The organism is Aerococcaceae bacterium DSM 111021 (genome assembly GCA_020112395.1).
Lineage (GTDB): Bacteria > Bacillota > Bacilli > Lactobacillales > Aerococcaceae > Ruoffia.
On sequence record JACCEK010000002.1, the window covers coordinates 329,114 to 340,898 of the forward strand.

Sequence of the window (11,785 nt, forward strand, 5' to 3'; positions counted from 1 at the left end):
CACACTTACCACAATCCATACATGCGTATTAGCCATATTTCACACTTATCACAATCCATAAATGCGTATTAGCCATAATTCACACTTATCACAATCCATACATGCGTATTAGCCATAATTCGCACTTACCACAGCTCATAAATGCGTATTATCCGTATTTCACACTTACCACAATCCATAAATGCGTATTAGCCATATTTCACACTTACCACAGCTCATAAATGCGTATTAGCCATAATTCACACTTACCACAATCCATAAATGCGTATTAGCCATATTTCACACTTACCACGATCCATAAATGCGAATTATCCATATTTCACACTTACCACAACTCATAAATGCGAATTATCCACATTTCACACTTACCACAATTCATAAATGCGTATTAGCCGTATTTCACACTTACCACGAGCCATAAATGCGAATCCCGCCATCATCACCTTTTAAAAATTTGAATGGACTCGCCCTATATTTTCAACTCGCTATCAAGTATGATAGTAAGTAATAAAAATCAAAATAAGGGCGTGTCAATGTGCGTATTAATAAATATATAAGTGAATCCGGAAAAGCATCCAGACGAGGGGCTGACCGCTTAATTAATGAAGGTAGAGTAACAATCAACGGCGAGTTACCTGTTTTAGGGACAGTGGTGGAAGAAGGAGATGTTGTTCGAATTGACGGAAATCCCGTTCGCGTCGAGACGAATAAAGTCTATCTTGCTTTGAATAAACCTGTCGGTATCACAAGTACGACCGACCAAACTATCAAAGGGAATATCGTTGATCTAGTCAACCACCCGTTAAGAGTCTTCCATGTAGGGCGTTTGGATAAAGATTCAGAAGGCTTAATTCTAATGACAAATGATGGCGATATTGTCAACGAAATCTTACGTGCCGAACACCGACATGAGAAGGAATATATCGTTAGAGTCGACAAACCCATCCGACAAGATTTCTTAAGAAATATGGCTGCGGGTGTAGATATCTTAGATACAACAACGCTTCCTGCAAAATTAACGCAATTAGGTAAATATGAATTCAAAATTATTTTAACCCAAGGCTTAAACCGACAAATTCGCCGTATGACTTCGGCATTAGGTTATAACGTCGTTCACTTGCAACGAATTCGTATAATGAACATCCATCTTGGAGACTTACCTTCTGGACAATGGAAGGACTTGTCAGATAAAGAACTCAATGGATTATTCAAAGAATTAAACTACACACCAAAATAAGCTCTATTTATTAAAAATGGAACCTCAATATATCTTTGGTGAAAGTTCCAATCGATAATAACTCAATAAAAAAATCCGTGTGCCCCTTGATAAAGTATCAAAGGGTACACGGATTTTTCTCAGACTTGGCTCTTCTAGGTTCACCACTCTTCGCGCATGTTCTCTACGGCTTCTTTATAGCGCTTGATAATCTGCTCTTTTTGCTTTAACAGAACTTTCAAGCCTCCAAGTAACTCTTCTGAAGTTTCAACCATATCCAAGTCTTCTTTTTGTTGCATGATGGCTTCCTCAACTTGTTCGTGAGGAACTTCTGCTTTAATCTCTTCAAAGATGGATATAATTTGATGCTTTAAACGTTCTTTTCGCTCAGGTTCGGCTGCTTTAATTTGTGGAACATGTTCAACAACATAACGAAAATTCAATCGCCTTGTCATCTTCCCGTCTAGCACACGAACATATTCCTTTTGAAATGGAGTGATACCAGGCGTTTGTCCATGAATTTGATACCAGCCATCATACATTGCCCAGACACCAGGTTCTGATTCAGGTTGAAAATCTCGCTTTAAAACAAAGGTTGGGTCATCTCCAGTTATCTCTGCCACCCAACGTTTTTCATCCGCTACGCTTGGTTGTAATTGTAAATATTGTGGTTTCAGTGTCCGCACTCCCTTCCTAAACTCATTTCTTTATGGATTAATTTGCCAATTTAAATCTGCTTTCAATGGTGATTTTTGACTCACACTCATACTCACCATCGAGCCATTTCGCATTCGACGTGATTCGCCCGTGAACTTTTCTACCCACTCACTTAAGGTAGATTCATGACCAAAGACGAGTAAAGTCGCATCATCTTGAACCGTTTCTAGTTCATCCAGAAACTTCTCTAACTCACCCATATAGATAAACTCATGAACGCTAGGCTCCTCTAAGTCTAACTCTTCAACCGCAATCTCTGCTGTTTCCAAAGTTCAGTTTGCGGGACTCGACCAACTTACCAAAGTTCTGTCCTTAAGTGGAGCCAGTTTTTCTTTGAGTTCTGGCATCAGCTTATGGTACTTCTTCTTTCCTTTATCAGTTAAATGACGCTCAAGATCTTCAAATCCACCTGCCCGATCTTCATCTTGTGCATGTCGAATTAAAATAAGTTCCATCGTTGTCATCTCCTTTTAGATGCGTTTAAAAGTTATCTCGTTGGTTTCTTAATTCAATAAATGTATCTAAACTTTCTGCTTGTAAAAATAAGTTAATGTCTTTTTCTTTCTCAATTGTTGAAGGTAACGTTGGTTTATCACTGGCACGTAGCGCTTCAACTTCTTTTAAAGCTTCAGTAAAAGCTTGGTCCGTTGGGTCAATTGAATGTGCAAAACGTAAATTTGTTTCTGTATATTCATGTGCAGCATAAACTTTAACGTTGTCAGGCAAAGCTTTAAAAGTCTGAAGTGCATCATATTGAGCTTGATAATCGCCAGTAAACACACGCCCACAACCTCCTGAGAACAAGGCATCTCCACAGAACAAGTTGTCTACCATTAAGTAGCTAATGTGTCCTTCAGTATGTCCACCACTCTTGAATACTTTAAGTGTTTGCCCCAATAACTCGAACTCATCCCCATCTTTTACAAGGTGTGTATTTAAATGTTCTGTTTCTTTTGGTCCGTAGACAGGTGTGTCTGGATACTTAGCCAAAACTTCAGATACCCCGCCAATATGATCGTCATGCTTATGAGTTAAGATAATCGCCTCTAAATTTAAGTGTTTCTCTTCTATATATGCTAACACATCCTGTGCCTCACCAGGGTCAACGATAATTCCACCCGTTCCATTATCAATCACCCAAATATAATTATCAGAAAAAGCCTGTACTGGATTAATATTCATACAACACACTCCCTATTTGGTTATAGTTAATACTCGCTCTAATCTTAGCAAACATCTCTCGAATTTTCTCGTCTTTATACTTAACAATGTCTAAAGTATTGACGGATCGTCGTGGCTTTAACATTAACTTCCTTTTATTTAGCAGCATATACATTTAAACAACAAAAAAGGAAGGGCATTAAGCCCTTCCCCTCTTAATTTAGTAATGTCATTCCATTTGGTACTATATATCTGAATAAACGATATGTCGCTTAGTCGCTTTTCTCTTATGTTAATTTATACTTTTTCTCGCTTTGGAATCACATTACTCTCTGCGTATTGGTTACTATCCGTTGCATTGCAAATTTCTTCACACTTGCATGTCTACTACATGAACACCATTGTTATTTCAAAACACATACTAGTCTTTGCTATTTCTTTACATAGTTACCTCTAATATTATGGTTAACAACGGATAGTCCTGATACGCTAAGTAGCTCTTTCACAGCTACTTCGAACCATTAAGACGGTTCTGTTGTAAAGAGTGAAACGCCATTCTTTACTTACAGTTGCATCTCTCTCTTTACTAACTACAGTTTATCATGTAAGCGTTTACCTGTCAAGCGTTTTATTCATCTTTTTTCACTTTTTCTTTATAAATTATTGATTCAATTTCTTCGTCCAAAAGAACTTGTCGAATCAGGTTAAATGCACTCCAAACAGAGTATTCACGGTTCTGATTACGCTTGTATCCAAAGTGGAATTTCTTCGCAAAAGTAGACTTTCCTTTAACAGCCACACCAATCCAGACTGTTCCCGGAATCTCACCCTCTAGCGAACTCGGCCCTGCCGCTCCCGTTAAGGACACAGCGAGATCTGCCCCAAACGTTTCAAGTGCCTTTTCAGCCATCTCAAACGCACACTCTGCACTCACTACGCCATGTGTTTCAATGACTTCCTCATCTACACCTAGAACTTCTTTTTTAATGGATTCATCATACGTAACCATCCCTCCATCAAAAAATAGGCCGGCTTCAAATAAACTCGACAATTCACTTAAAAATGCGCCCCCTGTTAAACTCTCAGCCCCAGTTATTTTAAGCTCCTTCTCTTTTAGTAGCTTTCTTACAATATTAGGTAAATTTTGATCACCATGGCCAATAATATAAGGAGCAACACTTTTTTCAATCTCACTCTCAGTCTTTGCAATGAGTTGATGAACCTCATCGGCGTCAAGGCCTCTCGCAGTAATCTGAACTTCAATCTCTAAACCCGCTGGAAAAATATCAATAAATGTCGTGTCGTCAGATACCAAAATATCACCGAGATTTCTCTGCGCTTGAGCCATTGTTAAACCAAATAGTCGGACAAGCTTTGTTGAGACGACTTGTTCATTCAAAAGATGTTCAATAATAAGTGGCCAAGCTTTCTCAGTAAACATGGGTTTTAATTCATCAGTTGGTCCTGGTAGTAAGATATACGTATGGGTATCAGATTGATAAAACATTCCCAAAGCGAGACCTGTGACATTCACTAACGGAATCGAATCAAGTAAAGTTAGCGCTTGAAGTTGGTTATTTTTTGGCATGATTAAGTCTGAATTTTTATGGTAAGTAATAATTCGGTTTTGTGTGTCATCATCTAAGACCAATGGTTTATCGAGATGCTCTGATAGTGTTGTTTTGACGATATCGTCATCATCAGGACCTAAGCCACCTGTAAACACGAGTACATCTGCTTGTTGCTCTGCTTTCTCAATGGTTTCCAATAGCTTTTCTTTAGAATTATCAATCATAACTGCTTGAGTCACATTCATACCTACAGAAGTCAACTCACGAGCAATAAAAGCTGCATTTTTATTCTCAACTAAGCCTTTTAACAAACTCGAACTGACTGATATAATCTCTGCTTTCATTCGATCAACCTCCCAGATTTTTTTACTTTTATTACCTTTCAGTTTATCACAACTGTTTAGTGGATAGAAAAACTGTACGAGTGCATTTTGCGAGAATGGTCGCCTAAGTAAATGGATATCATTTGCAGATAAAGCGTATACATAGTAAGCTTATTGCACAATAATAATAAAGATAATAGAAAAAATAAGGAGGGAAAATTATGGTTCAAGCAAAAGAGAATTTAATCGAAAAAGTAATTGCATGCCAAAAAGCTTGCGAGCACTGTTTTGATGGATGCTTACAAGAAGAAGACGTAAAAATGATGGCGGAATGTATTCGGACAGACCGAGACTGTGCCGATATATGTGGTATGGTTGTATCTTTCTCACATCGTCAAAGTCCCTTGTTAGATGAATTGATTGCGTTGTGTATTAAAGCTTGTGATACTTGTGCAAGTGAATGTGAACAACATGATCACGAGCACTGTAAAGAATGCGCTAAAGCGTGTCGTGAATGCGAAGCAGCATGTAAAGAATATTTAGCAGTATAATTTATTAGAAGACGAGTATAAGTTCCTAAGGCAGGCTTATACTCATTTTTTGTCTCAACTTTAAAAACAGAATCGTTTCATTTTGTCTTATCTATATTGCTCCGTTATACTTACGGTACAAACATCTAAGGAGACTATCGCCATGAAAAAACTCAATTACAAACACATAAATAATCAACAACTCATCGATGTCCGTGGACAACAGGACTATCAAGTTGGACATGGTCCAAAGACGCTGAATCTTAATCCAAGTAATTTCAAAAAGTACGCCTCATCATTTATCGCATCGGATCAAGCTATCATTTTTATTATTGATGAAGAATCAAAAGATTTCATTGATGAGCTTGAATTATTGAGCCAAGAACTCGGATTTACTGATGTTCAAGGATACATTTTAGCACACGATATTCCGATAGAAAGCAGACAACAAATCAAAACCATCAACGTACATGATTTTCTTGCAGTAGAAGATGACTATATTTTACTTGATCTCAGACATCCTGATGAGATTACACGCCCTGCCCCTGAGGATAATTTAATTAACATTCCACTTGAAGACTTGCCTTCCACTTACCAAAAGTTAGATAAAGACCAGAATATTTATACACTATGTGGCTCAGGTAATCGCGCAACTGCAGCTGCTTCTTTTCTAGCTAATAAAGGCTATAAACCTGTTGTCATTGAAGGTGGTATGAAAGCCGTTCAAGAGGCAGTTTATTAACTTTTTTCAATGTTAATAAAGTCAGTGTATCCAAAGATAGTATTTATCGATATAATAGGTTACATAACAATACACTTCATTAACAAATAAAAAAAGGAGCAAGCGATGTTAACACCCATAATTTTACTTATTGTCTTTACTCTGTTAAATGGTTTTTTCTCTGGTTCAGAGATGGCATTTATAACTGCGAATAAAGACAAATTAGAGAAAGAAGCCGAATCTGGGAGCAAAAAGGCTCAACTCGCATTAAAGCTATATTACAATCAAGATCGCGTTTTAGCGGTTGTCCAAGTGGCGATTACTTTAATCGGAACGTTAAACTCATCTTTTGCAACGAGTGGGTTATCACAATTCATTTCACCTTATCTAGGTGCACAAGGTGCGGCGATCGTTATTTCGCTCATCGTAACTGTATTAACTTTAATTTTCGGGGAATTATTACCTAAATCAATTGGGCAAGCCATTCCTGAAAAATATTCAAAAGCATCGGCACGTATTTTAAATCTGATTTACACGATTTTTAAACCGGTTGTTTGGTTTTTAACTGTCACGTTAAACTTCTTTCAATCGCTTCTTCCGATTGACTTTTCCAATGAAGATGAGAAATTAACTTTCTCAAATATCCGTGAAATTGTGATTCGAGGTGGTGAAGAAGGAGCGCTTGAATCGGATGAAGTTGGCATGATGCAAGGTGTTCTGAAACTGAACCGAAAAAATGTTCGTGAGGTGATGGTGCCTCGTAATCAAGCATTGATGATTGATATTAATAAAGAACGCGAAGTGAATCACGAAATCATCGTCAATTCGACATTTTCAAGACTGCCTGTTTATCAAGATGACAAAGATAATATTTTAGGTGTAGTTTTAGTGAAGGACTACTTGCGTGCGAGTGTCCTGGTCGGCGATTACACCCAAGTCGATTTAAAAGATTTAGCTCATGATCCTTTAAATGTTCCTGAAACTTTACTATTAGATGATTTATTCTCGCAAATTCAACAAACGAGCAACCATATTGCTATTGTTAAAGATGAATATGGTCAAACAGTGGGACTTGTTACTTTAGAGGATATTATTGAAGAAATCGTTGGTGAAATTTATGACGAGTATGATACGGTCGAAGAAGATGCTCTAGTAGAAAAACTAGACGAATCATCATGGCTAGTCAACGGTATTATGAATATCAATGACTTCAATGAATACTTTGGTACCATTGTGACAAGCAACGAAGTGGACACAATTGGTGGCTACTTCACATATAAATCCGAAATTATTCCAAGCGAAGATAAGATTGGCACATGCCTTGAAATTGAAATGCTGATGCTTGAATTAATGCAAGTCAATGAAGCAACTGCAACTCAATTAAAAGTTACTCGCATTAAAGAATAGCATAAATAAAGGCTCAAGAATGGTGATGAATTTATCACGGTTCTTGAGCCTTTTTAAATTATTTAGTTGTTGTCGCTAAGTCCCAATAAGTGACTTTTCCGGTTCCATTTCCAGTTATTTGTATCTTATCTTGGTTCGCATCGGGATAGACGCGTGAAGTAAAGACGGCTTCACCATCATTGACAAAGATTTCTAATGAGGACGTATCAGAGAAAATGTGTAATTGCGATAGTGATTCAAGTGGAAGCGTGCGCTTACGACGACCGTAGCCACTTTCTCCATGTCTTAATGTTAGTTCTCCGTCTTGATAAGTTACCGAAGTATCTTGTCGCAGTTGTAGTTCAAAATCTTTCGGTCGTTCATCAAATTCAATCAATAGTTCGTAGACTTCACCTCTTAGTGTGTCAGAAGATAATTCAGTCAGTGAATACGACAGTTCTTGGCCACGCAGAGTTTGATATTCCACTAAGGGGCGTTGTTTTAACATGCCGTCTTCAAAGCTTAACTCACGCGGTAAAGCCATCGCATGTTGCCACCCTCTCGCAATCGTTGGGTTATTGTATTCCGGCTGAGTATCGCCAATGCCCATCCAAACCCACATAATGCGGCGACCTTGGTCGTCTTCAAACGTTTGAGGTGCATAGAAGTCAAATCCGTGGTCCAACTCTCTAAAATCTTCTTCCACTTGGAACTTTAACTCATCCCAGTTCACTTGCCCGGTTAAGTAAGTGGCCGCATGTGGGTTATGATAGTTGTATGTTGTTGGCAGGATTCCTTGTGGTGAAAAAACTAAGATATCTTTACCAGACACATTAAAGTAATCCGGACATTCCCACATGTACCCTTGCTCTTCATCCCCTTCTAGAAATACACCTTCATATTCCCAGTCATATAAATTAGGTGAGCTATAAATCAAGATGCTTCCCATATTAGTACGGCGTCTCGCACCTAAAATCAAGTAATACTTTCCATTTAATTCAAATACTTTTGGATCGCGAATATGATCCGTAAAACCTTCTGGGTATGCTGAGTGTGGAATGATCACTTCTCTTGATTCAATTGTAAAACCATCGGGTGAAACTACATGGACAGTATTTTGTTCGCGTCCACTAAATGTATAATCATGGTCACCCTCATTTTTAACGTTACCTGTATAGAAGAAATGAATCTTATCGTCTAATACAATGGCACTGCCTGAATATACACCATCTTGGTCAAACGCTTGATCAGGTGACATAAAGATCTCTTCATCTTTAAATTGCACCATATCTGTCGACGTCTTGTGTCCCCAATGAGTTGCGCCACCTTTAGGGTCTTCCGGAACATATTGATGGTATAAATGATAGACGCCGTCAAATTGCACCGCCCCGTTTGGGTCATTCAACCAGCCTGTTTCAGGCATTTGGTGATAACTAAGTCGCCATGGATCTGCCTCTACACTTGCCTTTAATTTTGCTTGAGCTGCTTGAATTTGTTTCCAGTTAATAGATGCTTTTTTACTCATCAATTCGTCTCCTTTACCTCGATTTTAAACTTCTTCACGAATGGCTTTTCCTTGTAAACGAACTAAGATGAAACCTACTAGGAATGAAGCTAATATCACAATAATGTATTGTGTTAAAGCTGATAAGCTACTTGTATAAAGTAGCAATCCAGGAATAAAAGTAATTCCCATACCAGTTGCTGCTAAGTCGAAGAGGTAAACTAAAAATCCTCCAACCGCACCCGCAACAATCCCTGAACCAAATATACGAAGTGATCTCATGTTAACACCAAATAATAGGGGTTCTGTAATTCCAAATAAAGTAGGCACCGCTGAACTGATCATGTTTGTACGTTTCACTTGGTCCTTCATTAAAAAGGCTGCTCCAATTGCAGCACCAAATTGTCCTGCCATACTCACTGTAGTTAAAGGCTGAATCACATTCAATCCCGTATCACTCAGCAACGTTATTTCGATTAAACCAATTGAATGGTGTAAACCAGTAATAACAATTAATTGTTGAAGTGCTCCAAAGACTATGTAGCCAATACCTAAAGGCGCATTGATTAAAGTGACGATACCATCAATGACAAAACTTTCAATTACTTGAATGATTGGACCTAACACAAATAATATGACACCAATTGTAATCGTAATCGTTAAGAACGGCGTCACAATCAGATCCATCACTTTAGGCACCCATGTACGTAACCATTTGTCTAATTTACTAATCATCCAACCCGCAAGAATCGCTGGGAAAATCGAACCTTGATAGCCATAAATATCAATCCCGAAAATATTCATCGGACTCGCACTGCCGCCTCGAACGTCATAGGCATTCGGTAATTGTGGTGCTACCATCATCAACCCAACAACAATACCTAACAACGGATTCCCACCAAATTTACGCGTTGCACTGTAGGCAATTAACACTGGTAAGAATGCAAAAGCCGTATCTGTTAGCATCGCAAAGAGTCCTGCAACATCTTCAGTCATCTCTAGACCAAGTTCAACTAGTAAACCACGCAGACCCATTAATAGCCCTGTCGTTACTAGCGCTGGAATTAAAGGCACTAAAATATCTGCTAAAATTCGAACAACTTTTTGAACAGGATTTAAGTTTGCATAAATATCATCTTTCATCGACCCATCATCATCTGAACTTGTTTTTCCTAAATATTCATCTAATTCTTTAGTGACTTCATTGACTTTTCCTGTACCAAAAATAAACTGATGTTGCCCTGTTGAGAAGAAATAACCTTTACTCTCTTCAATATTATCTGCTTTCTCTTTATCTAACTTACTATCGTCTTTAAGCACAACACGCAAGCGCGTAGCACAGTGCTCATAGTTTTTTATATTCTCTTTACCACCAATGACATCCAACAACTGTTCAATTGATTTATCATATTTCCCCATGTTTATCCCTCCAGATAATTACAAAACTTGAAAACGGAAACGGAAACGGAACCGGTTCCATTAAATAGTAAAGCAAACGCTTGCAAATTGCAAGCGTTTTTTGTTATTTTATTTTTTTAGTGGATTGTTTTACATTTAATTGATTGGGCATCGTCTCCAGTAAGCTAACTGGATCCTCTTTCATCATTTGTTCGATCCGATTCAACGCTTTAATCCCTAAGTCATAAAATGGGTAATCGATGGTTGTAATACTTGGAAATGTATAATCAGATTCGCTATATCCCCCAAAACCGGATAAAGAAAAATCATCTGGAACAGATAGATTTAATTCGTTGGCTGCATTCAATATTCCGATCGCTATATGATCCGTTGCAGCCGCGATATAAGTTGCCTCAGTCGTTGGTAAATAGTCTAAAGCTTGTTGATAAGCTTCTTTTCTTGAGAAACTCGTCTCATGGAATGCTGCTTCAAAACCTGCTTCTTTTACTGTATCCATAAACCCATTTCGTCTCAAAACCCCCACCGCATTGTCCTCTTCTGTGACGCCGACGTATAATATTTTTGTATGCCCTAATTCCAAGGCATGTTCAGCAATCAATCTGCCCGCTTCATAATCTTGATGGACGAGACTTGGAACACCCTCAATTTTTTGGCCTAAAATGAGGGTGGGAATGCTTAATTGAGTTACTTGTTTCTTTAAGTCCTCATCCATCTTACTCGCGATGAGAATGATGCCGCCGACTTTTTGTCTTTTTAATAAAGAGATATTCTCTTTCTCACGTTCAATACTCAAGTTGGAATTGGTTAACATTAACTGATAGCCTTTTTCATGCGCAACGTCATCAATCCCTTTTAACACTTGATTTGTCGATGGGGAATCGAATCTTGGCAGAACCACACCAATCATATTTGAGTGCTGGGCTTTTAAACTTTGGGCAAATTGATTCGGCACATAACCTGTTTCTTCGATGATTGCTTGAATTTTTTCACGTGTCTTATCACTCACAGATCCATTATTTAAATACCGAGATACCGTGCTTTTTGCCACACCCGCACGCTTCGCTATGTCATTTAATGTCGTCAATTCCTTCACCTCTTCATCTATTTAACATTATATTACCATATCGGACCAATGAACTCATTGTCCAAATTCAAATCCTAACATTCCTTTAAAATAATTCGCCACAGTTCGGTTATAACTATCAAATTAGGTGAAATTTTAGTATATTAGAGATAC

The 11,785-nt window shown here is 38.1% G+C and carries 12 protein-coding genes; 4 read left to right on the top strand and 8 right to left on the bottom strand.

Annotated features, from left to right (window positions below; all coding sequences use genetic code 11):
- Positions 1–535 precede the first annotated feature (535 nt).
- Positions 536–1,237: a pseudouridine synthase gene (locus HYQ40_07710; protein MBZ6527665.1), complete on the top strand. Its 702-nt coding sequence runs from the start codon at positions 536–538 to the stop codon at positions 1,235–1,237.
- 140 nt (positions 1,238–1,377) lie between these two features.
- Here the strand turns inward: HYQ40_07710 and HYQ40_07715 are convergent, their stop codons facing one another.
- The 5 genes from HYQ40_07715 to HYQ40_07735 all read right to left on the bottom strand — a co-directional run bounded on the left by HYQ40_07715 (position 1,378) and on the right by HYQ40_07735 (position 5,009).
- Positions 1,378–1,893, bottom strand: a complete 516-nt coding sequence (locus HYQ40_07715; GenBank protein ID MBZ6527666.1) for a hypothetical protein — start codon at positions 1,891–1,893, stop codon at positions 1,378–1,380.
- Between the two features lie 30 nt (positions 1,894–1,923).
- Complete coding sequence (locus HYQ40_07720) at positions 1,924–2,202, bottom strand: hypothetical protein (GenBank protein ID MBZ6527667.1); 279 nt, start codon at positions 2,200–2,202, stop codon at positions 1,924–1,926.
- Positions 2,203–2,205: 3 nt separating this feature from the next.
- Positions 2,206–2,388: a hypothetical protein gene (locus HYQ40_07725; GenBank protein MBZ6527668.1), complete on the bottom strand. Its 183-nt coding sequence runs from the start codon at positions 2,386–2,388 to the stop codon at positions 2,206–2,208.
- Between the two features lie 25 nt (positions 2,389–2,413).
- The gene (gene gloB / locus HYQ40_07730) at positions 2,414–3,115 is read right to left on the bottom strand and encodes a hydroxyacylglutathione hydrolase (GenBank protein ID MBZ6527669.1); all 702 of its coding nucleotides are present in this window, start codon (positions 3,113–3,115) and stop codon (positions 2,414–2,416) included.
- Positions 3,116–3,722: 607 nt separating this feature from the next.
- Positions 3,723–5,009 carry a CinA family nicotinamide mononucleotide deamidase-related protein gene (locus HYQ40_07735; protein ID MBZ6527670.1) on the bottom strand — a complete coding sequence of 429 codons (1,287 nt, stop codon included), beginning with the start codon at positions 5,007–5,009 and terminating at the stop codon, positions 3,723–3,725.
- Between the two features lie 200 nt (positions 5,010–5,209).
- On the opposite strand from HYQ40_07735, the gene HYQ40_07740 reads away from it, so the two are divergent.
- The 3 genes from HYQ40_07740 to HYQ40_07750 all read left to right on the top strand — a co-directional run bounded on the left by HYQ40_07740 (position 5,210) and on the right by HYQ40_07750 (position 7,646).
- The gene (locus tag HYQ40_07740; protein MBZ6527671.1) at positions 5,210–5,539 is read left to right on the top strand and encodes a four-helix bundle copper-binding protein; all 330 of its coding nucleotides are present in this window, start codon (positions 5,210–5,212) and stop codon (positions 5,537–5,539) included.
- Positions 5,540–5,681: 142 nt separating this feature from the next.
- Positions 5,682–6,260, top strand: coding sequence for a rhodanese-like domain-containing protein (locus HYQ40_07745; protein ID MBZ6527672.1), 579 nt, complete (start codon positions 5,682–5,684; stop codon positions 6,258–6,260).
- A 105-nt stretch (positions 6,261–6,365) separates the two neighbouring features.
- Positions 6,366–7,646: an HlyC/CorC family transporter gene (locus HYQ40_07750; GenBank protein MBZ6527673.1), complete on the top strand. Its 1,281-nt coding sequence runs from the start codon at positions 6,366–6,368 to the stop codon at positions 7,644–7,646.
- Positions 7,647–7,704: 58 nt separating this feature from the next.
- Here HYQ40_07750 and HYQ40_07755 read toward each other — a convergent pair whose 3' ends face one another.
- The 3 genes from HYQ40_07755 to HYQ40_07765 all read right to left on the bottom strand — a co-directional run bounded on the left by HYQ40_07755 (position 7,705) and on the right by HYQ40_07765 (position 11,632).
- Positions 7,705–9,153, bottom strand: a complete 1,449-nt coding sequence (locus tag HYQ40_07755; protein MBZ6527674.1) for a glycoside hydrolase family 32 protein — start codon at positions 9,151–9,153, stop codon at positions 7,705–7,707.
- Between the two features lie 21 nt (positions 9,154–9,174).
- Entirely contained in the window at positions 9,175–10,548 is a 1,374-nt protein-coding gene (locus tag HYQ40_07760; GenBank protein ID MBZ6527675.1) for a PTS transporter subunit EIIC, read from the bottom strand.
- 103 nt (positions 10,549–10,651) lie between these two features.
- Positions 10,652–11,632, bottom strand: coding sequence for a LacI family DNA-binding transcriptional regulator (locus tag HYQ40_07765; protein ID MBZ6527676.1), 981 nt, complete (start codon positions 11,630–11,632; stop codon positions 10,652–10,654).
- Positions 11,633–11,785: the final 153 nt, after the last annotated feature.

Coding starts and splice junctions, on each gene's coding strand:
- HYQ40_07725 (MBZ6527668.1), bottom strand. CDS start 2,388: ATGGAACTTATTTTAATTCGACATGCACAAGATGAAGATCGGGCAGGT.
- gloB (MBZ6527669.1), bottom strand. CDS start 3,115: ATGAATATTAATCCAGTACAGGCTTTTTCTGATAATTATATTTGGGTG.
- HYQ40_07735 (MBZ6527670.1), bottom strand. CDS start 5,009: ATGAAAGCAGAGATTATATCAGTCAGTTCGAGTTTGTTAAAAGGCTTA.
- HYQ40_07740 (MBZ6527671.1), top strand. CDS start 5,210: ATGGTTCAAGCAAAAGAGAATTTAATCGAAAAAGTAATTGCATGCCAA.
- HYQ40_07745 (MBZ6527672.1), top strand. CDS start 5,682: ATGAAAAAACTCAATTACAAACACATAAATAATCAACAACTCATCGAT.
- HYQ40_07750 (MBZ6527673.1), top strand. CDS start 6,366: ATGTTAACACCCATAATTTTACTTATTGTCTTTACTCTGTTAAATGGT.
- HYQ40_07760 (MBZ6527675.1), bottom strand. CDS start 10,548: ATGGGGAAATATGATAAATCAATTGAACAGTTGTTGGATGTCATTGGT.